Below are 25,218 nucleotides of genomic sequence, written 5' to 3' on the forward strand. Positions count from 1 at the left end.
CGATATCGGGGCGGCGCCCGCGGTGACGCGGCGCCGCCCCGCCCGCGACGTCAACAAGGAGGCAGGGCAGTGACGATCACCCCAACAGAACAAGGCTCACGTGCTTCCGCCGATCCCGATCGCGCTATCCTGCGCGTCGAATCGGTGAGCAAGCGTTTCGGCCCCACCATCGCTCTTCGTGACGCATCCCTCGATGTGCGCGCTGGCGAGATCCATGCTCTGGTCGGAGAGAACGGATCCGGAAAGTCGACTCTCGTGAAGATCCTCAGCGGGGTCCACGCACCGACCAGCGGAACAATCGCGGTCACAGGCCGCTCGGAGCGGCGGTTCCGCTCGCCTGCCGAGGCTCAAGCAGCCGGTATCTTCACCGTCTTCCAGGAAGTGCTTTCGATCGAGAGCCGGAGCGTGCTCGAGAACCTCTGGCTCGGCTCCGACGGTCTCTTCGCTTCACGACTCAGCCGCGAAGAGCGGATGGGTCGTGCCGAGGACGTGCTCGCGGAACTCCTCGAATCGCCGCCGTCGTTGAGTGCTCTCGTCGAGGACCTCACCTTGAGCGAGCGCCAGGTGTGCTCCATCGCGCGGGCGCTGCTCCGCGACCCGCAGGTGCTGATCCTCGACGAGGCGACGTCCGCTCTGGACTACGACAGTCGCACGCGCTTGTTCGCCACGGCGCGTCGGCTTCGGGACGAAGGCAAGGGGTTGGTGCTCATCACCCACCGCATGGATGAGGTCGAGGAGATCGGCGACCGCATCACCGTCCTCCGTTCGGGCGTCACGGTCGGAACCCTCGATCAGGGGGAATGGACCGTTCCCGGCCTCGTCGAGATGATGACGGGAGGAGACCATCTCGCTCCTGCCGACGTTCGGGCCGAGGTTCGCGAGCGGCGTCCCGCGGGCGAGGTGGTGCTGCGCGCCCGCGATGTCGCCCTCGCCCCCGGGAGCGCGCCCGTGACGCTCGACGTGCGCGCGGGCGAGATGCTCGGCCTGGCCGGGCTGGAAGGCCAGGGTCAGGACGTGTTCCTTCGCGCCCTCGCCGGGTTCGGCCAGGAGACCGGCGAGGTCGTGAGGGTCGACGGTTCCGACGAGCGGGTCATCACGAGCCACGCCTCGGCGCACCGCGAAGGCATCGCCTACGTGCCACGTGAGCGTCGGGCGGAGTCGCTGTTCGAGTGGATGTCGATCCTCGATAACTTCGCGATCTCGACGATCGCCGACGACGCACGGGGTGGATTCGTGCGGGCGAGCCGGACGACACGTCGCTTCGAAGAGTACGTCGAGCCGCTGCGCATCAAGTACGGGCGCGCGACCGACGCCATCACGACCCTGAGCGGAGGAAACCAGCAGAAGGTCGTCATCGCCAGATGGCTGGCGACACGACCTCGGATCCTGCTGCTCAATGACCCGACCCGTGGCATCGACATCAATGCGAAGCGCGACCTGTACCGGCTGCTCGCCGATCTCACCGCCGAGGGGCTGGCGGTCGTCATGCTCTCGACGGAGGTCGATGAGCACATCGAACTGATGGACCGGGTCCTCGTCTTCAACGGTCACGAGTGCAGCGCCGTCCTCGACCACGCGGAACTCACCCGCGAGGCCCTCGTATCCAGCTTCTTCGGCAGGGAGAACGCACTATGACCATCCTGGCGCCACCGCGCGGCACGCCATCACGACAGATCCCCACAACACTGAGGGCCTTCTTTCGCCGACACCCGGCTGCCTTCGCCGCGATCCTCGCGCTTCTGATGCTCGTCGTGAATCTCGTCCTCCAGCCCGACTTCGGGCCGGTTCAGCAGCTCGCCGCTTTCGCGCCGCTCGCGCTGGCCGCGATGGCGATGGGTGCGACGATCGTCGGGGGCGGCGTGGACCTCTCGATCAGCCCGCAGATGACGCTCTCCTCGATACTCCTCGTCGGCTACCTCACGCCGGCGGGGCTCGGCGGGTACGTCGCGATTCCGATTCTCGTCGCCGTCGGCGCCCTCATCGGTACCGTGAACGGACTCATCGTCATCGGGTTGCGGCTGCCGCCGATCGTGGCGACGCTCGCGTCGATGTTCGTGCTCATGGGCGTGAATCTGCGGCTCGCACCTACCCCGTTCATCCTGTTCGAAGGGTGGGTGCTCGATCTTGCGCGCACGGTGTGGTTCGTTCCGGGAGCGCTGTTCCTCGTCGGGATCCCGTTGGCGCTGTGGTACCTCCTCATGCGGACCGCCTACGGGCGCAACCTCTACGCCGCTGGAGGCAATGACGCCACGGCGTACTCGGCAGGCATCAACGTGGCAGTGGTGCGCCTCATCGCCTATTCCATCGGAGGGATTCTCGCCTCGATCGGTGGTATCGCACTGACAGCGCTGGTCAGTTCCGTGGACGCAACCGCCAGCGGCGCCTACACCATCGGGGCGATCGCGGCCGTTGCCCTCGGCGGCATCAGCCTGCTCGGGGGCCGCGGCGGCATGCTCGGGGCTCTGGTCGGTGCTGCCGTGATCTTCCTCGTGCAGAACATGCTCACCCTCTTCAACGTCTCCCAGGTGTGGCTCAACCTCGTGTTCGGTGCCCTGCTGCTGTTCGCGGTCATCATGGGCGCCGTGCTGGCAGCATCCCCGAAGGAGGACCGTCGATGACCGCCCTGACCACCGAAGCCGTCGCTACCGAGATCGCGAAGAGGCGGCCACGGATGCTGGCAGCCGCACTGCGTCTTCAGGAGCGGTTTCCCGTGCTCCAGCTGGCGATAGCGGTCGCGGCATTCATCGTGGGGGCGACGACGCTCGACGGGTTCGCCCGCCCCACGAGTATCGTGTCCGTGCTCGTGCTTGCATCGCTCGTCGCGCTGGCGGGCATGGGACAGACGCTCGTCGTGCTGATCGGCGGCTTCGACATGTCGGTAGCCAGCTTCCTCGTCGTCGGAGCTGTCGCCGTCACCCAGCTGCCCGCGACCTTCGGCATACCGGTCGGAGTCTCCGTTCTCCTCCTGATCCCTTTCACGCTCGTGCTCGGCGCCTTCGTCGGGTGGGTCTGCCATCGCTTCAAGATCGAGCCTCTGATCGTGACGCTCGCGATGGGGACCTTCGCGCTGGGGCTCGTGCAGGTGCCGACCGAGGGCATGATCGCCGGCGGAGCGCCCGAGTGGCTGCTCGCGCTCACCTCTCTTCGTTCGACCACCTTCGGGCTTCCTTTCCCTCCGATCCTCGCGATCTGGCTGCTGCTGACCATCGCGATGGGTGTGTTCATCCACCGGACGGTGGCGGGCCGGCGGCTCCAGGCGACCGGGGCGAATGCTCGGGCCGCGTCGTACGCGCTCATCCGCGTGAGGCGCGTCTGGATCCTCGTTTTCGCGACCAGCGCCTTGATGGCTTCGCTCGCCGGAATCGCGCTCGCGTCGTTCTCGGGAACGGTCAACACCGCTATCGGTGGCCCGTACCTGTTCCAGAGTCTGGCCGCGGTCATCATCGGCGGAACCGCGTTCGGCGGCCCGGGCGACTACACCCGTACCGTCGTCGGCGCGGTGATGCTCACCATCATCACGACCGTCCTGATCGGGCATGGCCTCGCCACGAGTGACCAGCAGATCCTCTACGGGCTGGTGATCCTTCTCGCGATGGTCATCTACGGACGCGGACGCAGACTCGCGGACCGCGTATGACCCCGGCTCCGATCCAATCTGTTCGCCACACCGACCACCCCACCAGATAGAGGAGACCGATGATGACCCATGCAGGCACGAGAGAAGACTGGCAGGTGCCCCATCTGTCCGCGCTCGACAAGCCGTCGCTGATCGAGCTGTTCGCCGAGTTGTCGCCCCCCGCGGTCGGAGAGATGAAGGGGGAGTATGCCGGCTTCGACTACCTCGGACAGAGCGAAGACACCTTCGCGGCGGCGCTCGGGCGCATCCAGGCCGGCGGGGGCACATTCTGGCTGGGCAAGGGCTTCCCGGGGGAGGAGGACGGCGGGGCATCCGGGTACAACCGCATCCGCAACGCGGACGGTTCGGTGTCCCGGAAGGACCGGTTCGGAATCCACCGGGGCATCTCGCCGATCGACGGCAAGCCCACGCTCCTGCTCAAGTACAGCGACTTCGACAACCCGGCCGGTTCGATCGGCTTCCTGGACGAGGTGCGCAAGGTGAACGACAGGCTCTTCCTGTGCACGGGGACGCCCGAGGAGGGCCGCGGGGAGGTCGGGTTCTTCTTCCTCGCCGGTCCCCCGGTGAAACACGAGGGACCCGACGACCCGGGCAGTGAACTGCTCGCTGCCGCGGACCGATGAGGGCCGCACTGGTCGCCGCGCCCGGCGACGGCTTCCGCCTCGCCGACGTCGACCTTGCAGATCCGATCGGACGCGAGGTGGTGATCGAGGTACGCGCCAGCGGACTCTGCCACAGTGACCTCTCGATTGCGCAGCACGGCATGGGGTTTCCCATGCCGGCCCTCCTCGGACACGAAGTGGCGGGAGTCGTCGTCGAGGTCGGACCGGATGCGAGCGCCGTGTCGGTGGGTGACCGCGTGGTGGTGTGCATGGTCGCCGGATGCGGCCTTTGCGCGGAGTGCCGTAGCGCGCGCCCGTACCGCTGCACGCAGGTGGCGCGCCTCGAGCGCTCACCCGACGATCCGTCGCGGCTCGGTGTCGACGGCGAGCGCGTGACGCAGTTCATGGGGGTGGGCGGGTTCGCCGAGCGTGTGCTCGTTCACGAGAACCTCGCGATACGGCTGCATGCCGACGTGCCGTTCGAGGTGGCATGCCTGCTCGGTTGCGGTGTCGTCACGGGTGCGGGCGCGGCGATCAACACGGCCTGCGTTCGCCCCGGAGACACCGTCGCGGTCATCGGCTGCGGCGGCGTGGGGCTGAACACCATTCAGGGTGCGGCCCTGGCCGGGGCGTCTCGCATCATCGGGGTCGACCTGCATCCCGCCAAGCTCGCGCTTGCCCGGTCGTTCGGCGCGACCGATGTGGTCGATGCATCCGGTACGAATGCGGTCGAGGCGGTGCGCGAGCTTACCGGCGGAGGGGTGACCCACGCGTTCGAGGTCATCGGTCTCAAGACGACCGCGGAGCAGGCGGTACGGATGCTCGCCGTCGGTGGAGGCGCATTTCTCATCGGTGTGCAGAAGCCGGGAACGGTACTCGACGTCGATCTGTTCTCGGACATCATCCTGCCGCAGCGACGCATCATCGGCGTCTCGATGGGGTCGACGAACCCGCATGTCGATATCCCGATGTTCGCCGAGCTGTATCTGCAGGGCCGACTCCAGCTCGACGCGCTCGTCTCGCAGCGCATCGCCCTGGAGGACCTGAACGCGGGTTACGACCGGCTCATGAGCGGGGAGGTCGCGCGGTCGGTGGTCACCGCGTTCTGAGGGTCGACGCCCGCCGCACGGCTGTCCCACAGCATGGAACCGTCCCATGCTGTGGGACAATCTCGGCGGCCGGGCGAGGGGCCGCCCTAGCGTTGCACCACCTAGTTGATTGCAACGACGCACAGCGGGAGCGAGGCCATCCATGCAGCATCCAGTCGAGCCTTCGGAGTCCCGGGGCGTGATGACATCCGTCGCCCACAGCATGGATGCGTTCAACGCCCTCGTGCAGGCGTCGTTCATGCCGTTGGAGGTCACGACCTCGCGCCCCGATTTCACGGGGCGCATCCGGGCCGCACGGCGGGACGACGTCTACTGCTACGAGATCGCCGCCAACGAGCACATCGTGCAGCGCACCCCGAGGATGATCGAGACCACCACGACGGGAGAGTTCTACAAGCTCAGTACGATGCTCTCCGGCACCTCCATCGTGCTCCAGGACGACCGCGAGGCCGTGCTCGGTGTCGGCGATGTCGCCCTTTACGACACGACTCGCCCGTACACGCTGATCTCGTCCGAGGGGGCCCGCACCGCTGTCGTGATGCTGCCGAGGCAGCAGGTCGAGCTGCCCCCGGGAATCGTGCGCCAGCTCACCGCCGTCCGCCTCTCGAGCGATCACGGCATGACCTCGATCATCTCGCCCTTCATCGCGTCGCTTGCCGCGGACCTGCATCAATTCGAGTCGTCGGCCGGGGCCCGGCTCGCGCGCAACCTCGTCGATCTCGTGACGACGATGCTTGTGAGTGAACTGGACATCGACGACGAGGAGACATCGCGCCGGGCACTCCTGCGGCGAGTGTGCGCATACATTGACGACAACCTCGGCGATCCCGCCCTGGGGCCGGGGAAGATCGCCGCGGCACATTTCATCTCGGTCCGCTATCTTCAGGTGTTGTTCCAGCGTGAGGGGACGACGACATCCGCCTGGATTCGACAGCGCCGGCTCGAACGCTGCCGCCGCGATCTCACGGACCCTGTCATGGCGCAGTGGCCCATCGCGGGTATCGCCGCCCGATGGGGCTTCCTCGAGCCGACCCACTTCAGCCGCGTCTTCAAGGACCACTTCGGTCGAAGCGCGCGTGACATCCGCGCCGCCGGACAGCAGGCCGCTTAGCGCCCGGGTTGGTGCGCGCACCGTCAACAGTCGTGCGAGCGCGGTCAAACGGGGTCGTGCGCATCGCGTTTAGCGTGGAGACAAAGCTCGTACGGCCGAAGGAGGACGCGATGGTGCAGGCGCTCGTACTCGATGAGGTGGGCGGCACGTTCCGCACCGCGGATGTGCGACTCGCGTCGCCGATCGGTCGTGAGGTGCTCGTAGACGTCAAGGCGAGCGGGCTGTGTCACAGCGATCTGACGGCGAGTTCGCTCGGCGGTTTCGCGCTACCCGCAATTCTCGGACACGAGGTCTCGGGCGTCGTGAAGCAGGTAGGTCCGGATGTCGTCGACCTGGTCCCGGGTGACCATGTCGTGGCCTCCCTGCAGTCGCACTGCGGCAGTTGCGCCGCCTGTCTGCGTGGCGACATCAACATGTGCAGCCAACCGGCGTTCGTGACACGGGCACCGGGCGAGGAGGCCCGCGTCACGCTGGACGGCGCCGCCGTCACGCCCGTCGTCGAGCTCGGCGGCTTCTCCGAGCAGATCCTCGTCCACGAGAACAACCTCGTACGCATCGACGAGGACATTCCGCACGAGGTCGCATGCATCCTGGGTTGCGGCGTGCTGACGGCCGCGGGCGCCGTTCTCAACGCCTCCAAAGTGCCGGCCGGTGCGTCCGTCGCCATCTACGGTTGCGGCGGCCTCGGCCTCGCAGCGATCCAGGCGGCACGTATCGCCGGAGCCTCGACGATCGTCGCCGTGGACATCTCTGACAGCAAGCTCGAACTCGCCGTGCGCATGGGCGCGACCGCCCGCGTGAACTCATCGACGACGGAACCGGTTGCCGCGGTACGCGAGGCGACGGGGGGCGGGGCCGACTTCGTCTTCGACTTCGTGGGCCGCCCCGAGGTGACCCGGCAGGCATACGACTCGGTCGGTCGAGCGGGAGAGCTGGGCGTCGTCGGAATCAACATGCCGGGGGCGACGCTGGAGATCAGCATCGGACCCGAGTTCATCTGGAACCAGGTCCGCATCCGGCCGATCTTCAACGGATCAGGCAACTTCAAGACGGACATCCCGCGTTACGTCTCGCTGTACAACAGCGGCGTGCTCCACCTCGACGAACTCGTCTCCCGCACGATCTCACTCGAGCAGGTCAACGATGCCTACGCGCACATCCACGAGCATGTCGGACGAACGGTGGTGACGTTTCCCTGACGCACGCACCGGGCCCCCGAGGCCGTGGGGGCCCGGCTGTCGTGTCCGCAAACGGCTGGGAGCGCGCGCGATACGGTCCCTCGAGTGGCTACGCTCAACCCATGTCCTCGATTCCGGACGAGCACACCCCGGAATTCGAGGGCGTGCCGAGGGTGCTGGCTCGGACCGTGCACCTGCTGCGCTGCTTCACGTACGCGGACGACACGCTGTCGGTGCGTGAGCTGGTTCAGCGTTCCGGGTTGCCCCGGTCGACCGTGCATCGCATCACGGGCGACCTCGTCCACCTCGGCCTGCTCACCCGGACCGCGAGCGGGCGTTACGCGATGGGGACCCTCGTCTGGGAACTCGGGCAGTTCTCGCACATCAGTGTGCGCCTACGCCTGGCCGCGCAGGATCATCTGACACGGCTGTACGAGGCGTGCGGTGAGAACGTGTTCATCGCGGTCATGACGACGACGATCCCCGAGACGGCGCAGGTGATGTTCGTCGGGCACGTCCGCGGTCCGCGGTCCGTGCCGGTGCTCGCCCACGAAGGCGGGCGGTTTCCTCTCCATACGACGGCCAGCGGGCGCGCGCTGGTCTCGGCGCAGTCGCCGGACTGGATCGAACGCTATCTCGCCCGGATCTTCGACGGTGAGACGAAACGTTCCACGGTGGGGCAGGCGCGTCTACGCGCGACGATCGCCGCGGCCCGGAGCCGCGGATATGCGACGCAGCTGGGCGAGGTGGACGCCGGCGCCGCGGGCATCTCGGCGCCGATCCCGTCCGGTCTCGACACGCCGACCGCCGTCGTCACGATCGCTGCATCCTCGGAGCACTGGGATGAGCGGCGGTACGCCTCGATGCTGCGGGTGACGGCGCACGCCATCGCGAAGGACATGCACGAAGGGCTCTGACGCGCCGCGCCGCTACGGCCGGACGATGAGCCGCGGCTCCACGAGCACGTGCTCGGGCGCTGCCTCGCTGTCGCGCAGCGCGATCACGTTCCCCGTCGGCCCCATCAACAGGTCGAGCGCGCCCGCCGCGACGAGCTCGGGCGACTGCTCGACGCTCGAGATGCCCAGGGCCTCGGCCACGGGGGTGTTGTCGAATCCGATGATCGGAAGCGCTCGGCGGCCGGCGTCGGCGGCGGCGAGATGCGCGCCGACCGCGAGGGCGTCGCTGACGCACACGAGGGCGTCGAGCTCGTCGATGGTCCGGCCGTCGGCGAAGGCCGCGGTCATGACGGCGCGGGCGTCGGCGAGGCCGTCGACGGTCTCGAAGCGCGGACCGGTGGCCGAGGCCTCCGCCATCGCCTCCCGCCAGCCCCGCTCGCGGTCGTCGCCCGTGCCGCCGTCGCTCGGCCAGCCGAGAAACCCGACGCGGGGTCCCGCCGTCGCCAGCGCGTGACGCGTCGCGGCACGGGTACCGGCGGCCCCGTCGACGTCGACCCACGTGTGGGTCGAGCGATACACGTCGCCGCCTCCCCATGGTCGCCCGAAGGAGACGAAGGGCATGTCCCGCTCTGCCAGCCACCCGGTGCGCGGGTCGCCGAAGAACGTCCCCGTCACGACGACGGCGTCGATCTCGCCGCCGTCGATGAGGTCGCCGAGACGCTCCATCTCCTCCTCCGCCGTCCGGGCGCTGTAGAGCAGCACGCGCATGCCTCGTTCGCTCGCACGCTCGGTGAGGGCGTGCACGAAGCGGTCGAGGAGCACGCCCGAGATGCCGCCGGTGTAGGGATCGAGATGGATGCCGATGGTCGAGCTGCGGCGCGTGCGCAGGCGCCGCGCGGCCGCGTGGGGGCGGTAGCCCAGCTCCGCGATGACATGGGCGACGCGCTCCCGAGTGGACTCGCGGACGATCTCGGGGGAGTTGAGCACATTGGAGACGGTCTGGCGCGAGACCCCGGCGACGCGGGCGACGTCCTCGACGGTGGGCGCCTTCGCCATCTCCGCGCCTCCCGGGCCTCGGCTGCGCGGGGAGAGTGCGGCAGCGCCGCCCCCGCACATGAACGTTCAAATCGTTACGTCCAGGCTACCCCGAGTGACTTGACATGCATCGTCATGCCCTCATAGCGTGCTCTTAGCGGGCAAATTTGATCGTTCAAACTTGTCCCTCCGGCCTCACTGCGGGAGGCCCTCGTGACCTCATCAAAGGAGAGAGACATGACACGGCACACCATCCGGAACGTCATCGGGGCGGGAGCGTTCGTCCTCGTCGGCGCGCTCGCGCTCACGGGATGCGGCGGCTCGAGCTTCGACGATCCATCCGGCGTCGACGGTGAACTCACGTCCTCGGACGACGCCCTCACGATCCTCATCGGCTCCAGCGGCGAGGCCGAGACCGTCGCCGTCGAAGAGGCCGTCGCGGCCTGGTCCGCCGAATCCGGCGTGGATGCGACGGTGCAGGTCGCGAACGACCTCGCGCAGCAGCTCTCGCAGGGATTCGCTGCCGGGTCCCCGCCCGACCTGTTCTACCTGTCGACGGATCAGATCGCGGGCTACGCGGGAAACGGCTCGCTCATGCCCTACGGCGATCTGCTCTCGAACAAAGACGACTTCTACCCCTCGCTCGTCGAGAACTTCACGGTGGACGGCGAGTTCTACTGTGCGCCCAAGGACTTCTCCACCCTCGCGCTCGTCATCAACACCGAGCTGTGGGCCGCGGCGGGACTGACGGATGCCGACATCCCCACGACGTGGGAAGAGCTCGACGCGGTGGCGGCGACCCTGAGCTCGGGTGGCACGGCCGGCCTCGCCTTCGGTACGGAGTACCAGCGCATCGGCACATTCATGGCTCAGGCCGGCGGCGGCCTCGTGGTCGACGGGGAAGCCGTGGCGAACAGCTCCCAGAACGTCGAGGCGCTCGAGTACGTCAAGGCGGGCCTCGAGGCGGGCACCTTCGCCTACGCGTCGGATCTCGGCGCGGGCTGGGGCGGCGAGGCCTTTGGCAAGGGACTGGCGGCCATGGTCATCGAGGGCAACTGGATCGGCGGGGCGATGAGCAACGACTTCCCCGACGTCGAGTACGTCGTTGCGGAGCTGCCGGCGGGCCCGTCGGGCAAGGGAACTCTGCAGTTCACGAACTGCTGGGGAATGTCGGCGGACAGCCCCAACCAGGAAGCGGCGCTCGACCTCGTCGAGCACCTGACGACCGCGGATCAGCAACTGGCCTTCTCCGACGCGTTCGGTCCGATGCCATCCGTCATGTCGGCAGCGGATGCCTGGACGGAAGCCAATCCCGACCTGGCAGCGTTCTTGAACGGCGCGGAGTATGCCCAGTTCCCGCCGAACAGCGACGGCGCGAGCGACGTGATCGCGGACTTCAACGCCCAGCTGGAGTCGCTGAAGACGGGTGACCCCGCGTCGATTCTCGACTCCGTGCAGGGGAACCTCGAGGCCGTGGTCGGCTGACCATGACCACTCGGGTCACCGCCTCCCGCGCCGGATCCCGCAGGTCGGGGATCCGGCGCGGCGAGGCCGCCGCCGGATGGATCTTCACGGCCCCCGTGATCGTCATCCTGGGCGTCTTCCTGCTCGTCCCGGTGCTGATGGCGCTCTGGGTGAGCTTCTCCGACTGGACGGGAAGGGGGAGTCCCCTCTCCGGCGATGTCGGCTTCGTGGGCTTGGACAACTACGCGGCCGTCACGAGCGGCGGCGGTCTCGCCGAGCGGGACTTCGGCATCGCGATGCGCAACAACGCCTGGTACGTGCTGCTGGTGGTGCCGCTCCAGACGATCCTGTCGTTGTTCCTCGCGGTGCTCGTCAGCCGCGCGATCCTCCGCGGCCGCGGCTTCTTCCGCACGGCCTTCTACTTCCCCTCCATGACGAGCTCCGTCGCGATAACGGTCCTGTGGCTCTTCCTGTTCTCCACGACCGGGGTCGTCAACCAGGTGCTCTCGTGGGTCGGCATCTCGGGTCCGAACTGGTTCAGCGACCCGCGGGGGATCGTCCACGTGGCGCTGGGAGCCGTCGGCGTGCAGGAGGGACCCGATTTCCTCGCCTCGGGCTCGTTCCTCGGCATCAGCGCCTGGGAATGGCTCTCCGGTCCATCGGTGGCGATGAGCGCCTTCATCCTGATGGCCGTCTTCACCACGAGCGGCACGTTCATGCTTCTCTTCGTCGCGGCGTTGCAGAACATCGGGACGGAACTCGGCGAGGCAGGCATGATGGACGGCGCGAGCGGGTGGCAGCGGTTCCGTCTCATCACGCTGCCGCAGTTGCGTCCGACGCTGTTCACCGTGCTGACGCTGGGATTGATCGGCTGCTGGCAGGTCTTCGACCAGATCTACACCGGAACCCAGGGCGGACCGGCGAAGACGACGCTGACCCCGGCGTACCTCTCGTACGACTCGGCATTCATCGGTCAGGACTGGGGAGAGGGCGCGGCGATCGCGTTCATCCTCTTCGTCATCATCATCGCGTTCACGATCCTGCAGCGCTGGGTCCTGCGTGAGCGCCCGGTATCGAAGCGTCGCGCCGCGCAGTATCAGCCCAAAGGGACGAAGCGTCGCGCCGCGCAGTATCAGCCCAAAGGGACGAAGCTATGACCGACACCGCCCTCGCTGAAGCCGAGGTCCTGATCCAGGACCGGCCCGCCCGTCGCCGCGTGCGGCGCTACGGCGGGCGCGTGATCGCGGCCCAGCTCGCGCTCTACGCCCTGCTGGCCGCCCTCGCGCTCGTGTACGTCTATCCGTTCCTCGTGCAGGTCGCGACCTCGTTCAAGACGGATGCCGAGGCGGCCTCGGACCCGATCTCGCTGATCCCGAGCATCTGGTCGCTGGCGGCGTACGACCTGCTGTTCACCCGCAGCGACTTTCCGCTCTGGTTCATGAACAGCGCGATCGTCACCGTCACCGTCACGCTCGGGCGCGTGTTCTTCGTATCCCTCGCGGGGTATGCGCTGGCGCGGCTGCAGTTCCGGGGGCGCACCGTGATCTTCGCGCTCGTGGTGGCGGTCATGGCCGTGCCGGGGGTCGTGCTCCTGATCCCCAAGTTCCTCGTGCTCAACCAGATCGGCCTCTACGACACCTACGCGGGCATGATCCTGCCACTGCTGGTGGATGCCGCCGGGGTCTTCATCATGAAGAACTTCTTCGAATCGATCCCGTCCTCGGTCGAGGAGCAGGCCCGCATCGACGGCGCGGGCCCGTTCCGCGTGTTCTGGTCGATCGTGCTGCCGATGGCGCGCCCCGCGCTGATCACGATCGTCATCCTGTCCTTCCAGGGATCGTGGAACGAGCTCAGCCACTTCATCGTCGCGACCCAGTCTCCAGACCTGACGACGCTCACGAAGGGCGTGGCGTCCCTCGCCTCGGGGCAGCTGAGCCAGGGCAGTCAGTACCCGGTCAAGCTCGCCGCCGCGGCGATCATGACGATTCCCGTCGCGATCGTGTTCTTCGTCTTCCAGAAACGCATCATGAACACCACAGAAGGAGCAGTAAAGGGATGACCGATGCCCGCATGTCCATCGACGCGCCCCCCGTGCAGCCACTCATCAGCGACGCCCTGATCGTCCTGCGCGCCCCGACCCAGGTGTGGTCGGGACGCGACGGGGATGTTCGCGCAGACGATCCCGATCGTGCGATCGACGGGGTGTTCCACGGAGACGTGCGGTACTTGCGGGAGGCATCCCTGACATACGACGGCGCGAGGCCGGAGTGGATCTCCGCATCCCCGGAGAGTGCCTCGCGCGCCTTGTTCGGCGGGATCATGCGGCGCTTGGACGACCCCACACCCGACCCGAAGGTGAGGGTGGTCCGCGACCGGATCGTGGAGGCGGGAAGCGTGCACGAGACGATCTCGCTGCGCTCTCACGTCGGGCACCCGATCGAGACCGTGCTGCGCGTGCGGCTCGTGCCCGAGTTCGCCTCTCTCCACGATGTCAAGGGCGGCATGGCCGGGCCGCGCGCATGGTCCGCCGAGCAAGGGACCGCCCGGGGCGCGGCCCCCGTCGTCACCGTGTCGTCGATGGACCAGTCCTTCGCGGTGACCGCGCCCGAGGCATCCGTCGAGGTCACTGACGATGCGATCACGCTCGTGTGGAGCGTGCGGATTCCCGCGCGCGGCACGGTGGAGGTCGCGTGGTCCGTCGCGCTCGAGGACCCGACGCTCGTGGTGCAGGGTGCCGCGAGCGCCATCGAGTGGCGCCCCGTGTCGCCCGCGGGCACGCACGACGGCCGCGGGGTGGACCCCCGTGTCGAGCGCTGGCTCGACGCGGCCCTGGGCGATCTCGATGCGCTGCGGCTCGCTCTCCCCGATCATCCGCACGACGAGTTCTACGCGGCCGGCGCCCCGTGGTTCTTCACCCTCTTCGGGCGTGATTCGCTGTGGGCCGCGCGGCTCGCCCTGCCCGTCGACACGCGGATCGCGGCATCCACGCTTCGCGTCCTCGCCCGGATGCAGGGCGAGGACACCCATGCTGCGACGGCCGAGCAGCCGGGCAAGATCCTGCACGAGCTGCGGGCGACGCCCCTCGAGATGCCGGGAGAGGGCATCGTTCTGCCCCCGGTGTATTTCGGCACGGTCGATGCGACCGCGCTATGGGTGTGCCTCCTCTCGGATGCCTGGGCGTGGGGCATGCCCGACGGCGAGGTGCGCGCCCTCGTGCCCGCGCTGCGATCCGCGCTCGGTTGGCTCGTCGATCACGGCGACAGCGACGGCGACGGGTTCATCGACTACGTCGACGAGTCCGGCCACGGTCTCGCGAACCAGGGGTGGAAGGACTCGGGGGATTCGATCCAGTGGCGCACGGGAGAGCTCGCGGAGGGGCCGATAGCCCTGTGCGAGGTGCAGGGGTACGCGTACGAGGCCGCGCTCGCCGGCGCATCCATCCTCGAGCGCCTCGGCGAGTCCGGATATGACGAGCTGCGGTCCTGGGCCGCGGGGCTGAGGGAGCGCTTCGCCGAGTCGTTCTGGGTGGAGACCCCGGAGGGGCGGTATCCCGCCGTCGCGCTCGATGCGCACAAACGTCCGGTCGATACCCTGACGAGCAACATCGGCCACCTGCTCGGCACCGGCATTCTTGATCCGGCCGACGAGCGCGCGGTGGCAGAACTCCTGCTCGGGCCGAGCATGCTGTCGGGATTCGGGGTGCGGACGATGTCGACGGATGCCGCGGGGTATTGGCCCCTCAGCTATCACGGCGGCAGCGTGTGGACCCACGACTCCGCGATCGTCGCGCACGGCATGGCGCGTGCGGGCCTGGGGGAGGCCGCTGCGACGGTCGTCGACGGATTGCTCGAGGCGGCCGAGGCCTTCCGGTTCCGGATGCCGGAGTTGCACAGCGGCGACCCCCGTTCGGAGACGCGTACACCGACCCCGTATCCCGCGGCGTGTCGCCCGCAGGCCTGGTCCGCGGCCGCCGCCGTCGTCGCGGCGCAGGTGTCCCGAGGGGCCGTTCCGGGAGTCTTCGCGGGCTGACGGGCTCGTCGGTCGGGTGAGCAGATGCGTCGGGGGTGGCGGGCGGGGCCGCATACCCGCCTCTCAGCGGACGGGCCAGCAGATCTGCGTGCGCCACTTCGTCGCATCGGGCTCGACTTCCGGATCCGTGAGGTAGCTCTCCCACATCACGTCGCCGACGTCGAGGTGCGTGTCGGTGAAGTAGCGCTGCAACTCGGCGTACGTGCGCTCCATGGTGTCGAACGGGCCGACGTGCACCGCCTCGACGGTCCTCCCGCCCGGCAGCATGCCCGGCTTCACGTCACCGACCGACGCGATCACCGAGGCGACAGGGAAACCGGCTTCGACATCCACGGTCTCGCCCGGCTGGCCGTAGTACTTGCCGAACGGCGCTCCGCTGGGGTGGATGCCCTGAGCTTCGAGCGCCTTCATGGTGTGCTCGAACGCGCGGGAGAAGAACTGCGTCAGTTCGGACATCGGCACCCGCTCTCGGACGCCCGCAGTGAGTTGTTCAGGACGGTCGACGACAGTGATGGTTGTCATCTTTCGAGACTCGTAGGTCAGGGCGGCGCATGCCAGGGCCGAAGGTCCCGCGCCGTTCGCCCGCGGTCCACGACGAACTCTCGAGGATCAGGCGATCTTCGACTGATCCGTCAGCCGGTGCCACTCGCGGTTGTGGTAGACCAGCGGCTGACTCGCCGAGTCGCCCGGGTCGGCCGCTTCCGACTCAAGCGCGAGCGCGGCCACCACGGTTGAGCCGCCCGCCTCCATCTTGTTCACCACACGTCCCCGGATCCATGCGTGCGCTGCCGGGAAGTACGGCTCTCCGGTGGGCAGTCGCGCCCAGAGCGTTGTGTCGGCGAAGCGGTCGATTCCGCTCGTCGCGCCCAGCTTGGCAATCGCGAGCTGGTCTGCCGCCAACAGGTGGACCACGACGGTGTCGGCCCTGCGCAGGGTGGGCGTAGAGGAGGACAACTCCGAGATCGAGAAGACCAGCAGTGGTGGTGTGACGCTCACGGAGAACACGCTGGTGGCGGTGAGGGCAACCGGACCGTCCCCGACGTCGGCGGTGATCACGGCGACTCCGGCGGGGTGATTACGGAAGGCGGACTTGAAGTCGTCGGCGGCGAGCCAGTCGTCGCCCGATGAGGAAGTTGTCGTCATCGCCACTCCTTGAACAGCTCTTCGGGTCACCCGCGACGGAACGATCGCGAGCTTTCGTGCTGGAGGCTAACACAGGAGATATGACGAAAAACAGCCCGAGCGTTCATATTTATGGGTTACATGTTCGGATAAACCCGCTACTATCGGAAGTGCACGACACGGTGTGGCGCAATGCGTTTAGGGTGTGTGGTGCTCGAGAGACGTTCCAGACGGCGGTGCGACAATGGCGCGCCCGCTGCTGGAAACGAAAAACATCCAATGGAGGAGAGTTCAATGAGAGCCGGCGTATCGATCTTCTTTCAGAATCTGCATGAGGACTTGACCGATCGAGCGGTCATCGAGGGAGACCTGCGCCACGGCGTGCTGGCCGAAGAACTCGGGTTCGACTGGGTCTCGGTGGTCGAGCATCACTTCGACTCGTACTCGATGTCGCCCGACAACATGCAGATCCTGGCCTACCTGGCGGGCAAGACGAGCCGTATCGGGCTGCAGACCGGCGCGGTCATCCTGCCCTGGCACGATCCTCTCCGCGTGGCCGAGCGGGTCATCCTGCTCGACGAGATGAGCGGTGGTCGGCTGCGGTTCGGAGTGGGCCGCGGTCTGGCCAAGATGGAGTACGACGGCTTCCGCACCGACATGGACGAATCGCGCGAGCGCTTCGACGAGAGCCTCGCGATGATCATGCGGGCACTGGATACCGGCATCATGGAGGGCGACGGCAAGTACTACCCACAACCGGCGACCGAACTGCGACCCCGCCCGTCCCGCTCGTTCACGGACCGCATGTTCATGGTCGCCATGTCGCCGGACTCCGCGCGGGCCGCGGCCGAGGTGGGCCTGCCGATCCTGCTTTTCCCCTCGAAACCCCTCGAAGAGGAGGCGAAGACGATCGCCGCGTACCGAGAGAGCTTCGAAGACAAGCACGGTCGCAAGGCGCCGCCGGCGATCTTCAGCGACATCAGCTTCTGCCACGAAGACGCGGAGTTCGCCGCGGAGGTGCTCGAACGGCATCAGACCAAGCAGTATTCGTCCTTCCGCAATCACTACTCCTACGACGGCGATCACTTCGGCAAGACGAAGGGGTATGAGAGCTATGCCGAGTCGGCGAAGTACGTGCGTGAGACGAGCCTCGAAGACTACGTTCGCGGCTACAACGCCATTCAGGCGACGGGAACGCCCGAACAGGTGATCGCGAAGATCAAGGAGCGGGTCGAGGTGCTCGGCAAGGACACGTTCGACATGCAGTTCACACTGACCTGGGGTGGTATCCCGTACGACCTGGTCGACCACAGCATGAAGCTGCTCGCGCGCGAAGTCCTTCCCGCCATCCGCGACTTCTGAGGAGCGACGATGGGTTCCGAGAAGAACGACTCCTTGGAGCAGGCCCGCGTCACGGTCGTGACAGGCGGGGCGTCCGGGATCGGGCGTGCTGCTGCCGAGGCGGCGGCGGCGCGTGGAGACCGCGTCATCACGGTGGACCGAGCGGATGCCGACGTGGTCGCGGATCTGTCGACGCGCGCGGGGTGCCAAGAGATGGCAGAGCGTGTGCGGGAGCTGACGGACCGGATCGACGGGCTCGTGACTTCGGCTGGCGTGGCCGGAGATGTGAACCCGGATGCGCTCATCATCGGTGTCAACTACTTCGGCACGCGGGACGTCGTCGACCTCCTCTACCCGCTGCTGAAGAGCAGCCGGACGCCAGGCGTCGCGGTGGTCTCCTCGATCGCGATGCTTCGTATCGCGGATGACGATGCGCTCGTGGAAGCCCTGCTGGCCGGCGACCGCGATCGTGCCGTCGCGATCGCGGAGGCTTCGTCGGCCCTGATCTACGCCTACGAGGGCACCAAACGGGCGCTCAGTCGCTGGGTGCGCGCGACGGCGGTGACGTCTGAATGGGCCGGCGCGGGCATCATGCTGAACGCCGTCGCGCCGGGGATCGTCATGACGCCCGGGGCCGCGCACACGCTGACCAGCGAGGAGTCGCGATCGAACGCACTGGCGCGGATCCCGCACCCGGCCGGGTTCGGTCTGCCCGGCACGGTCGGCAGCCTCCTGGCCTGGCTGGTCGGACCGGACAACCGCTCGCTAACAGGCCAGACGGTGTTCGTCGACAGCGGCCATGAGGCTCTGACCGGAGTCGCCCTCCCGCGGCATCGCGACCACGACCGCGTCGTCCCCCAGAAGCCGTCGAATACGATCACGAAGGAATAGTCATGCGAACAATAAGGACCATCGTCCGCGGTCTCAACTTCCCGGAGAGCCCCCGCTGGCACGACGGCATGCTGTGGTTCTCGGACATCTACGGCAAGACGCTGTTCACGTGCCGCGACGACGGGCACCTCACCGAGGTGTTGCACGTCGAGGGATTGCCCTCCGGACTCGGTTTCGATCCACAGGGCAGAGCGCTGATCGCGTCGATGCGGGACGGCGTGCTCATTCGAAACACGACCGAGGGCCCCGAGACGGTGGCTGACCTCAGCGCGCTCGCCGCGGGGAGTGCGGCGAACTTCGGCGGTTTCATGCTCAATGACATGGTCGTGGATCCTGATGGTCGCGCCTACATCGGCGTCTACGGGGTAGGCCCGAACCAGGACAGCACGGGGATCGTGCTGGTTGAGCCAGGCGGGGACGCGCAACTCGTGGCCGACGGACTGGCGTACGTAAACGGCATGGTGATCACCCCGGATCGCTCGACCCTCATTGCCGCGGAGCTCGATGGCGAGAAGATCACCGCCTACGACCTCGCGGCCGACGGCACGCTTTCCGGGGCGCGTATCTGGGCAAGTCTGCCCGGCACCACACCCGACGGAATCTGCCTCGACGCTGAGGGGATGATCTGGACCGGTTCCGTCTACACCAACGAGTTCTTGCGCGTCCGAGAAGGCGGAGAGATCGTCGAGCGGCTTCCGGTCGGGAAGTTCGCGATGGCGCCCATGCTCGGCGGTGCCGCTGGCACGACGCTGTACCTGGCGACCGCAGACACGACGAAAGAAGAGATGCTTGCCGGAAAATCCAGCGGCGGCCTGATCGAGGTCACAGAGGTGGATGTTCCCGGTGCCGGGTGGCCGTGAGCCACTCGAGCATTTGAGTTCCGAGACACGGAAGAGACGCCCGCGAACCGGCTTCCAGGCCGCGACGCGGGCGTCTTGTCGTCTCAGACCGGCGCTGACGCGGCGGCCTCCCGGGACGCGCGTTCATTCCGATACCGCTCGGCGGCTGCCGCCTGTGCCGCACCCGTGGCCTTGGCGGTCCGAAAATCGGAGCCGACCAGCTCTGCCCACGAACGTTCGGAGGCTTGGCTCTGGCCCTGGAATTCGGGCATCACCTCCTCGGCGAAGATCTGGTAGCTCCGCCGCGTCGCCACCGGATCGGCGAAGTCGGCGCCCATGAAGAGGTACGTGCCGAAGCCGCCGGACTTCTCGGTCAGCCGCAGCAACTGCTGTCGGGCCATCTCGGGGGTGCCGATGACGCCGTATCCCGAATCGTTGATGAAATCGACGAATTCGCGGGTGGTGTCGAACGCGGGCTGACCAGGGGTGACCTTGTTGAAGTAGCTGAAGATGGCGTGCAGGCCGTATTCCATGTCCTTCGCGGCCTGCTCCACGCTGTCGGCGACGTGCATAGGACCCATCAGTCGCCAGGTCGCCTTCGAAACGTTCTGCCCGAAGGTGGCCGCTTCGGCCTGAACGATCTCCCAGTGCTCGGCGAGCTTCTCGATGCCCTGCGGATTGGTAGCGGCGACGGAGAGGAGGCTGATGCCGTTCCGGCCCGCCAGGCGCGGACCCGCCGGGGATACCACCGCGGTCACGGCCACCTCGACATCGGAATATGCGGGAAGCTGCAGTACGGCGTCTCGCAACTCGAACCAGTCGGTCTTCGCGGTCACGGTCTCTCCGCGCAAGAGCGGCAGGATGACGTTCAGGGCCTCTTCCATGCGTACGCGCAGGAGGGATGAGTCGATGCCGATCATCTCGGCATCCTTCACCAACTGTCCGGGCCCGACACCGAGCATCGTCCTGCCTCGGGTCATGTGATCGAGCTGGCGGATGCGCGCTGCCGTGTGGAACGGGTTGTGATAAGGAAGCGAAGCGACACCCGTGCCGAGTCGGATGCGCGACGTGCGTTCGGCCGCGGCCGCGATGAAGACCTCCGGTGAGGCGTTCAAGCTCAGTCCGCCGGAGTGGTGTTCGCCGATCCACGCTTCGTCGTAGCCGAACTCCTCGAGGTATGTGATCAGCTGCAGGTTGCGCTCGAACGCGAGCGTCGGGTTCGTGCCGACGCGGTGGTACGGGGAGAGGAAGGTCCCGAAGCGGAGGCGTGGACCTGTGTACGAGCTCATGAGTTACTCCTGTCTGTGATGCCGGCCGCCGTGGCCGGCAGACGTGTCATCGGGCCGGCGATACGTCGGCCGAGTTGGTCTCTTCCCTGATGGACGCGCGCATCAACGCACAGCTACCGCGTTCGCAGTGGACCCGAATGCTCCGTGGATTCGCAGCGGGACGCTCGCGAGGAGGAAGTCGTATCGCCCGTCGGCGCGGCAGGCGAGAGCCAGTTCCCGCAACGCCCAGAGCTCGCCGAGGGGGATCCCGAGACGTCGGAGGGCTGCGTCGTGTACGGCGTAGTCGATGGGGACCGCCTCGAAGGCCGGGTTGTCGGCGATCAGCGCGAGCGGGTCGAGCAACTCCCACAGAGCCACTGTGCTCGCATCGGCACCCGCTGAATCGGACGGATGCTTCCCGCCGAGTGCGTCGCGTCGGTTCTGGTAGCCCGTGTACAGCAGGACTGCGTCGCCCGGGTGGATCGAGACGTTCTGGGCATCGATCGCCGCCTCGACGGCAAGGCGGTCGACGCGGGTCTCACCCGGCAGGAACACTCCGTCCGGCGCCAGGACCGCGACGAGATCGAGCAGCACCCCGCGGGTGATGATCGCGGGTCCGAGTGCCTGAATACCCAGATGCGAGGGCGACGGCCGCCGGTACGTCTCCTCGAGACCATGCCCGTCGAGGTAAACCGAGGCGGGACCGTCATCGATCATCCCGAAATGCGCGAATGCATCCCACTGCGAGCCGCCCTGCAGGGCGATCGTGACCTGGTCGTCGTTGATGACCGCGTACCGGCCGTCTCCGAGGTCGCGAATGTCGTTGTGCAGCCGGACGGATCGCTCGAATCTCGGTCGGCCGAATGGAGGGTGTGGATCGTCGAGTTCCAGGTCGAGAGAGATCACTTCACCGGTGAGCGCGGCCTTGAGCCCCCGGAGGACGTTCTCGGGGCCGAAGCGCGCCGGCGCTCCTACCCGTGAGTCAGGACCCATTACGCGAGCGCACCCCCGTCGACCGGGATGCCGACCCCGGTCACGAAGCTCGATTCGTCCGAGGCCAGAAAGAGAACCACGTCCGCGACGTCCTCAGGGGTGCCCACCCGCCGCAGCGGCGTGTTCTGCGCCGTCCGTTCCGCGTGAGCACGAAACGCTTCGTCGCTCACACCCACCCGATTCGGGTCGGCCGTCACCTGCGCCATTCTTGTGACGATCGTGCCGGGGTTCACGGCGTTTGCGCGGACGCCGTCGGGTCCGTACATCTTGGCGACGCTGCGCATCATCAGCTGCACGCCGCCCTTGCTCATCGAGTACAGGACACCGCTCGGCGAGCCGATGAGGCCCGAGGCGGAACTCGTATAGATGATCGAAGCCTTGGGTGCCGCGCGCTTGAGCAGGGGCATGGCGGCTGAGGTGAGGAAGAAGGCGCCCTTGAGGTTCACATCGACGACGGCGTCGAAGGCGGCGAGATCGACATCGAGCCCCGCGGCGCCTGACACGCCGGCATTGCAGAACAGAACATTGAGCTGTCCCAGATTCTCGTCGACGAATCGGATGACACGCTGCACCTCCGCCACGTCGGCGAGATCGGCGCCCACGGCGTGGCCGTGCGTGCCGATCATGCTTGCCGTCTCCGCCGCTCCCTCGGCATCGATATCGACCACGACGACGTGTGCGCCTTCCGCGGCCAGGCGGAGAGCCGTGGCACGACCGATTCCGCCACCGCCGCCCGTCACGAGTGCAACGCGATCAGTGAGTCGTCCATTCGCGATCATGGGTTGAGAGTATCCACGCGATGGAGCAGAGTCAACGCAAAACTGGTCAAAAACCTATACAACTGTTATAAATTAGTGCGTAATCGAACGCGAAGGCGCGGCGCTACCCGGGTGTTGTTCACGGATCGACCTGTCGTGTTTTCGTACCGCAAATCACCTCCCGAGAGGGGCCGCTGTGCTCGACATCTACGCTCTCTACAATCGCCCGGACGATCCCGAGCACTTCACAGACCACTACGAAAGCGTTCACGCGGTGCTCTGTCGCAAGATTCCCGGACTTCGGGAGTTCGTCTGGGGCCTGACGGAGAATGAGGACGACACCTTCATGGTCGTACGCATGACCTTCGACGACGAGGGAAGTGCGACCAGCGGCATGGCCTCGCCGGAGGGTCAGGCTGCTATCGCGGACTCGCCCAACCTCCGGGCGAAGGGAGTGAGGAGCTACCGCGTCACTCGACGCTGAGCATGAATCTTCGCGAATGCAGGCTGGGCGACGACGCCCAGCCTGCTTTGTTTACTGAACAGAAGGCGCCAATCGTTTCGATAATGGGTCATACATTGACAAAATCCTGAACGTACGCTTCGATTAGCCGAACAGCGCGGTTACTCACCTCAGGTGACCGCATGAGGCGAGGAGCACGACGTGACCGATCTCAAGGTCCAGGCGGAGAGCGGCGAACTATCGCTCGCCGACTCCACGAGGCGGCGCGATGGATTCGGACTTCTGCTCAAGTACGTGATGGTGCTGGTGCTGTTGGTCGTCGTGGTCATCGCGGTGGCCGTCTACCCGAACTTCTTCAGCATCGAGAATCTGATGCTGATGCTCCGTCAGAACACGGGCCTGGGGTTGATCGCGATCGGGGCCACCTTCGTGATCGTGACCGGGAACTTCGACCTGTCGGTCGTGAGCGTCTACGTGCTGAGCGCTGCGATCTACGCGTCGCTGGCGAGCACGATGGGCTGGCCGATCGCGCTCGTTGCGGCGATCCTGGCGGCGCTCACGGTGGGACTCCTCAACGGGGTTCTGGTAGCGAACGTCAAGGTGAGTTCGTTCATCGCGACCCTCGCCACAGCCGGATTGGTCGGCGGTATCGTGCTGCTCGCTCTCGGCTCGCTGAACCTGCGGGTGGTTTCCGAGGCACGGTTCTGGGCGGAGCCCTCCATTCTCGGACCTTCGATCATGGTGCTCGTCCTGATCCTCGCATTCGTTCTGGGGCAGATCGTGCTCGGATCGACGGTGTACGGTCGGTCGCTCCTGAGCGTCGGCGGAAATCTTGAGGCCTCTCGGCTCGCCGGGATCCGCGTGAACGGCCTGCGGATCACTGCCTTCCTCGTATCGGCCGGTCTGGCCGGCCTGGCGGGTGTCTTCCTCGCCGCCAATGTCGGCTCCGTGACCCCGACGATGATCCAGACCGAGGCGCGCCTGACGCTCGACGCGATCGCCATCGTCGTCATCGGCGGCACCTCGCTCTTCGGGGGTGAGGGTGCGATCTGGCGCACGGCCGTCGGCCTGGCAGTCTTCGCCACACTCTCCAACATCTTCAACTCGCTGGCGGTGCCCTCGGCCTTCTCCGACATCATCAAGGCGCTCGTCCTGATCTTCGCCGTTGCCGCCGACTCCTACGCGCGGTCCCGTCGATTCTCCTGACCTCGGAACCCCCTCCCAGCGTCCTCCTCCCGCACGACACCCTGCACCACAAGAAGATCAACGAAGATTGGAGTCACCGTGGTTTTTTCCGTATCGGTCTCGCCCCGCACACGACGTGTAGCGAAGGGCACAGCGGTCGCCATGCTCATGGTTTCCGCGCTCGCGTTCTCAGCGTGCGCACCCTCCTCGGGAGGACAACAGGGGGACGGCAACTCCGGTTCCCCGGCCGGTGAGCCCACATGGGACGTATTCGCCGCGCCGTCGGTCGGCGGCATGGTGCCGGTCACCAAAGACGGTGACACCGTGTCCATCGAGGTCGTCGGCGGTCAGGTCGTCGAGATCGACACCGCAACGAAACCCAAGGTGGCCTTTGCCAGCATGGGCCAGGGCAACTCGTTCACCGCCACTTCGGTCAAGGCTGCGCAAGATGCAGCGGATTTCTACGGCTACGACCTCACCGTCTTCGACGCGGGTTTCGACGCCAGCAAGCAACGCGATCAGATCGAGACCATCATCAACAGCGGGGATTACCCGCTGCTGATGGTGCAGATGATGAACGTCAGCTCGTGCCTCGGCAAGGAGGCTGCCGCCGCCGGCATCGTGACGACCCTCGTCAACGTCTCCGACTGCAACGGCTCGAACCTCCCGAACGACCAGATGCTGGCCGACGGATACATGAACGGGGTGTTCGGCTCGGCAACGGCTGCGGCATACCGGACCTTCGCGGAGCGCGTGATCGCCGATACGAAGTCTCCGTCGAAGGCGATCGTCATCGCCGGTCCCATCGGGCAGCCGGCCTCAGACATGATGGTGGGCGAGCTTCAGAAGCAATCCGCGGGGTCCGACCTGGAGATCGTCGCGGTTGCCCGAGACGAGCAGGGCTCCTATCAGTACGGCCTCACCGCGGCGGAGGCGTTGCTCACCGCAAACCCCGACGTCAACGTCGTGATCGCCGACTTCTCCGAGACCACCGAGGGTGCGCTCGAGGCCGCGAAGAGCCTGGGTCGAGACGACCTCGTGATCTATGACTACGGTGCCAACCAGGCGATTCTCGACGCTGTCGACGCCGGCACCGTCCGAGCAACTCAGCCCTACTTCCCCTACACATCGGCGTACGTCGCGATGTCCTCGCTGATCCTCGCTTCGCAGGGGGAGAGCGTTCCTCGCATCATCCTCAACGACGGCCGCCCCGCGGTCGGCGACACCACCGATCCGGTGTGGGTGACGAAGGACAACATCGCCGATTTCAGGAAAGCCGAGTACTGATCGGATGCGC

Annotated in this window: 24 protein-coding genes; 18 read left to right on the top strand and 6 right to left on the bottom strand. The window is 66.9% G+C overall.

Going from position 1 to position 25,218, the window contains the following annotated elements:
- Positions 1 to 69 precede the first annotated feature (69 nt).
- From C2868_RS14885 to C2868_RS14920, 8 genes are all read left to right on the top strand, one after another.
- Positions 70 to 1,635, top strand: coding sequence for a sugar ABC transporter ATP-binding protein (locus C2868_RS14885; RefSeq protein WP_181003481.1), 1,566 nt, complete (start codon positions 70 to 72; stop codon positions 1,633 to 1,635).
- Positions 1,632 to 2,618 carry an ABC transporter permease gene (locus C2868_RS14890; RefSeq protein WP_100809692.1) on the top strand — a complete coding sequence of 329 codons (987 nt, stop codon included), beginning with the start codon at positions 1,632 to 1,634 and terminating at the stop codon, positions 2,616 to 2,618. The genes C2868_RS14885 and C2868_RS14890 overlap by 4 nt, the downstream gene beginning before the upstream one ends.
- The gene (locus C2868_RS14895; RefSeq protein ID WP_100809693.1) at positions 2,615 to 3,637 is read left to right on the top strand and encodes an ABC transporter permease; all 1,023 of its coding nucleotides are present in this window, start codon (positions 2,615 to 2,617) and stop codon (positions 3,635 to 3,637) included. The genes C2868_RS14890 and C2868_RS14895 overlap by 4 nt, the downstream gene beginning before the upstream one ends.
- A gap of 59 nt (positions 3,638 to 3,696) precedes the next feature.
- Positions 3,697 to 4,260 carry a hypothetical protein gene (locus C2868_RS14900; RefSeq protein ID WP_100809694.1) on the top strand — a complete coding sequence of 188 codons (564 nt, stop codon included), beginning with the start codon at positions 3,697 to 3,699 and terminating at the stop codon, positions 4,258 to 4,260.
- A complete protein-coding gene (locus C2868_RS14905; protein WP_100809695.1) occupies positions 4,257 to 5,348 on the top strand; it encodes a zinc-binding dehydrogenase in 1,092 nt (363 codons plus the stop codon). Before C2868_RS14900 ends, C2868_RS14905 begins: the two co-directional genes overlap by 4 nt.
- 181 nt (positions 5,349 to 5,529) lie before the next feature.
- Positions 5,530 to 6,459: a helix-turn-helix domain-containing protein gene (locus C2868_RS14910; RefSeq protein ID WP_258034470.1), complete on the top strand. Its 930-nt coding sequence runs from the start codon at positions 5,530 to 5,532 to the stop codon at positions 6,457 to 6,459.
- Between the two features lie 110 nt (positions 6,460 to 6,569).
- Positions 6,570 to 7,658 (top strand): zinc-binding dehydrogenase, encoded by a 1,089-nt coding sequence (locus C2868_RS14915; RefSeq protein ID WP_100809697.1) that lies wholly within the window; start codon positions 6,570 to 6,572, stop codon positions 7,656 to 7,658.
- A gap of 101 nt (positions 7,659 to 7,759) precedes the next feature.
- Complete coding sequence (locus C2868_RS14920) at positions 7,760 to 8,554, top strand: IclR family transcriptional regulator (RefSeq protein ID WP_100809698.1); 795 nt, start codon at positions 7,760 to 7,762, stop codon at positions 8,552 to 8,554.
- 12 nt (positions 8,555 to 8,566) lie between these two features.
- On the opposite strand, the gene C2868_RS14925 is transcribed toward C2868_RS14920, so the two are convergent.
- Positions 8,567 to 9,589, bottom strand: a complete 1,023-nt coding sequence (locus C2868_RS14925; RefSeq protein WP_100809699.1) for a LacI family DNA-binding transcriptional regulator — start codon at positions 9,587 to 9,589, stop codon at positions 8,567 to 8,569.
- Positions 9,590 to 9,805: 216 nt separating this feature from the next.
- Between C2868_RS14925 and C2868_RS14930 the strand changes: the two genes are divergently transcribed.
- Genes C2868_RS14930 through C2868_RS14945 form a run of 4 tightly spaced genes read left to right on the top strand, consistent with a single transcriptional unit; the run spans position 9,806 to position 15,061 of the window.
- Complete coding sequence (locus C2868_RS14930) at positions 9,806 to 11,053, top strand: extracellular solute-binding protein (protein ID WP_103663533.1); 1,248 nt, start codon at positions 9,806 to 9,808, stop codon at positions 11,051 to 11,053.
- A 2-nt stretch (positions 11,054 to 11,055) separates the two neighbouring features.
- Positions 11,056 to 12,189, top strand: a complete 1,134-nt coding sequence (locus C2868_RS14935) for a carbohydrate ABC transporter permease (RefSeq protein ID WP_100809701.1) — start codon at positions 11,056 to 11,058, stop codon at positions 12,187 to 12,189.
- Positions 12,186 to 13,091 (top strand): carbohydrate ABC transporter permease, encoded by a 906-nt coding sequence (locus tag C2868_RS14940; RefSeq protein ID WP_100809702.1) that lies wholly within the window; start codon positions 12,186 to 12,188, stop codon positions 13,089 to 13,091. The genes C2868_RS14935 and C2868_RS14940 overlap by 4 nt, the downstream gene beginning before the upstream one ends.
- Positions 13,088 to 15,061: a glycogen debranching N-terminal domain-containing protein gene (locus C2868_RS14945; protein ID WP_232711084.1), complete on the top strand. Its 1,974-nt coding sequence runs from the start codon at positions 13,088 to 13,090 to the stop codon at positions 15,059 to 15,061. Before C2868_RS14940 ends, C2868_RS14945 begins: the two co-directional genes overlap by 4 nt.
- A gap of 63 nt (positions 15,062 to 15,124) precedes the next feature.
- Here C2868_RS14945 and C2868_RS14950 read toward each other — a convergent pair whose 3' ends face one another.
- Together C2868_RS14950 and C2868_RS14955 are read right to left on the bottom strand one after the other, a co-directional pair.
- Positions 15,125 to 15,583, bottom strand: coding sequence for a GyrI-like domain-containing protein (locus C2868_RS14950; protein ID WP_100809703.1), 459 nt, complete (start codon positions 15,581 to 15,583; stop codon positions 15,125 to 15,127).
- A gap of 87 nt (positions 15,584 to 15,670) precedes the next feature.
- Entirely contained in the window at positions 15,671 to 16,204 is a 534-nt protein-coding gene (locus C2868_RS14955) for a flavin reductase family protein (RefSeq protein ID WP_100809704.1), read from the bottom strand.
- Between the two features lie 273 nt (positions 16,205 to 16,477).
- Here C2868_RS14955 and C2868_RS14960 point away from each other — a divergent pair, with 273 nt between their 5' ends.
- From C2868_RS14960 to C2868_RS14970, 3 genes are read left to right on the top strand one after another with little or no spacing between them, the layout of a single operon-like run.
- On the top strand, positions 16,478 to 17,545 hold the full coding sequence (locus C2868_RS14960) for an LLM class flavin-dependent oxidoreductase (protein WP_157813853.1): 1,068 nt from the start codon (positions 16,478 to 16,480) through the stop codon (positions 17,543 to 17,545).
- 9 nt (positions 17,546 to 17,554) lie between these two features.
- The gene (locus C2868_RS14965) at positions 17,555 to 18,415 is read left to right on the top strand and encodes an SDR family oxidoreductase (protein WP_100809706.1); all 861 of its coding nucleotides are present in this window, start codon (positions 17,555 to 17,557) and stop codon (positions 18,413 to 18,415) included.
- Positions 18,416 to 18,417: 2 nt separating this feature from the next.
- A complete protein-coding gene (locus tag C2868_RS14970) occupies positions 18,418 to 19,275 on the top strand; it encodes an SMP-30/gluconolactonase/LRE family protein (protein ID WP_100809707.1) in 858 nt (285 codons plus the stop codon).
- An 83-nt stretch (positions 19,276 to 19,358) separates the two neighbouring features.
- On the opposite strand, the gene C2868_RS14975 is transcribed toward C2868_RS14970, so the two are convergent.
- The 3 genes from C2868_RS14975 to C2868_RS14985 form a co-directional block, all read right to left on the bottom strand.
- Positions 19,359 to 20,543, bottom strand: a complete 1,185-nt coding sequence (locus C2868_RS14975) for an LLM class flavin-dependent oxidoreductase (RefSeq protein WP_100809708.1) — start codon at positions 20,541 to 20,543, stop codon at positions 19,359 to 19,361.
- Between the two features lie 102 nt (positions 20,544 to 20,645).
- Complete coding sequence (locus tag C2868_RS14980; protein WP_100809709.1) at positions 20,646 to 21,515, bottom strand: cyclase family protein; 870 nt, start codon at positions 21,513 to 21,515, stop codon at positions 20,646 to 20,648.
- Positions 21,515 to 22,294, bottom strand: coding sequence for an SDR family NAD(P)-dependent oxidoreductase (locus C2868_RS14985; RefSeq protein ID WP_103663534.1), 780 nt, complete (start codon positions 22,292 to 22,294; stop codon positions 21,515 to 21,517). The genes C2868_RS14980 and C2868_RS14985 overlap by 1 nt, the downstream gene beginning before the upstream one ends.
- Positions 22,295 to 22,469: 175 nt before the next feature.
- Between C2868_RS14985 and C2868_RS14990 the strand changes: the two genes are divergently transcribed.
- From C2868_RS14990 to C2868_RS15000, 3 genes are all read left to right on the top strand, one after another.
- A complete protein-coding gene (locus tag C2868_RS14990; RefSeq protein ID WP_157813854.1) occupies positions 22,470 to 22,757 on the top strand; it encodes an EthD family reductase in 288 nt (95 codons plus the stop codon).
- Between the two features lie 180 nt (positions 22,758 to 22,937).
- Positions 22,938 to 23,942 (top strand): ABC transporter permease, encoded by a 1,005-nt coding sequence (locus tag C2868_RS14995; RefSeq protein ID WP_100809712.1) that lies wholly within the window; start codon positions 22,938 to 22,940, stop codon positions 23,940 to 23,942.
- A 78-nt stretch (positions 23,943 to 24,020) separates the two neighbouring features.
- On the top strand, positions 24,021 to 25,208 hold the full coding sequence (locus C2868_RS15000; protein ID WP_157813855.1) for a sugar ABC transporter substrate-binding protein: 1,188 nt from the start codon (positions 24,021 to 24,023) through the stop codon (positions 25,206 to 25,208).
- Positions 25,209 to 25,218 lie beyond the last annotated feature (10 nt).

This window comes from Microbacterium sp. CJ77 (assembly GCF_002911615.1).
In the GTDB taxonomy this organism is placed as follows: domain Bacteria; phylum Actinomycetota; class Actinomycetes; order Actinomycetales; family Microbacteriaceae; genus Microbacterium.

What these genes read in the sequence shown, in the direction of transcription:
- C2868_RS14980 (WP_100809709.1), bottom strand. Translation starts at nt 21,515, where the DNA reads ATGGGTCCTGACTCACGGGTAGGAGCGCCGGCGCGCTTCGGCCCCGAG.
- C2868_RS14910 (WP_258034470.1), top strand. Translation starts at nt 5,530, where the DNA reads ATGACATCCGTCGCCCACAGCATGGATGCGTTCAACGCCCTCGTGCAG.
- C2868_RS14895 (WP_100809693.1), top strand. Translation starts at nt 2,615, where the DNA reads ATGACCGCCCTGACCACCGAAGCCGTCGCTACCGAGATCGCGAAGAGG.
- C2868_RS14915 (WP_100809697.1), top strand. Translation starts at nt 6,570, where the DNA reads ATGGTGCAGGCGCTCGTACTCGATGAGGTGGGCGGCACGTTCCGCACC.
- C2868_RS14900 (WP_100809694.1), top strand. Translation starts at nt 3,697, where the DNA reads ATGATGACCCATGCAGGCACGAGAGAAGACTGGCAGGTGCCCCATCTG.
- C2868_RS14930 (WP_103663533.1), top strand. Translation starts at nt 9,806, where the DNA reads ATGACACGGCACACCATCCGGAACGTCATCGGGGCGGGAGCGTTCGTC.
- C2868_RS14945 (WP_232711084.1), top strand. Translation starts at nt 13,088, where the DNA reads ATGACCGATGCCCGCATGTCCATCGACGCGCCCCCCGTGCAGCCACTC.
- C2868_RS14960 (WP_157813853.1), top strand. Translation starts at nt 16,478, where the DNA reads ATGAGAGCCGGCGTATCGATCTTCTTTCAGAATCTGCATGAGGACTTG.
- C2868_RS14965 (WP_100809706.1), top strand. Translation starts at nt 17,555, where the DNA reads ATGGGTTCCGAGAAGAACGACTCCTTGGAGCAGGCCCGCGTCACGGTC.
- C2868_RS14970 (WP_100809707.1), top strand. Translation starts at nt 18,418, where the DNA reads ATGCGAACAATAAGGACCATCGTCCGCGGTCTCAACTTCCCGGAGAGC.
- C2868_RS14920 (WP_100809698.1), top strand. Translation starts at nt 7,760, where the DNA reads ATGTCCTCGATTCCGGACGAGCACACCCCGGAATTCGAGGGCGTGCCG.
- C2868_RS14925 (WP_100809699.1), bottom strand. Translation starts at nt 9,589, where the DNA reads ATGGCGAAGGCGCCCACCGTCGAGGACGTCGCCCGCGTCGCCGGGGTC.
- C2868_RS14935 (WP_100809701.1), top strand. Translation starts at nt 11,056, where the DNA reads ATGACCACTCGGGTCACCGCCTCCCGCGCCGGATCCCGCAGGTCGGGG.
- C2868_RS14985 (WP_103663534.1), bottom strand. Translation starts at nt 22,294, where the DNA reads ATGATCGCGAATGGACGACTCACTGATCGCGTTGCACTCGTGACGGGC.
- C2868_RS14940 (WP_100809702.1), top strand. Translation starts at nt 12,186, where the DNA reads ATGACCGACACCGCCCTCGCTGAAGCCGAGGTCCTGATCCAGGACCGG.
- C2868_RS14950 (WP_100809703.1), bottom strand. Translation starts at nt 15,583, where the DNA reads ATGACAACCATCACTGTCGTCGACCGTCCTGAACAACTCACTGCGGGC.
- C2868_RS14905 (WP_100809695.1), top strand. Translation starts at nt 4,257, where the DNA reads ATGAGGGCCGCACTGGTCGCCGCGCCCGGCGACGGCTTCCGCCTCGCC.
- C2868_RS14955 (WP_100809704.1), bottom strand. Translation starts at nt 16,204, where the DNA reads ATGACGACAACTTCCTCATCGGGCGACGACTGGCTCGCCGCCGACGAC.
- C2868_RS14890 (WP_100809692.1), top strand. Translation starts at nt 1,632, where the DNA reads ATGACCATCCTGGCGCCACCGCGCGGCACGCCATCACGACAGATCCCC.
- C2868_RS14975 (WP_100809708.1), bottom strand. Translation starts at nt 20,543, where the DNA reads ATGAGCTCGTACACAGGTCCACGCCTCCGCTTCGGGACCTTCCTCTCC.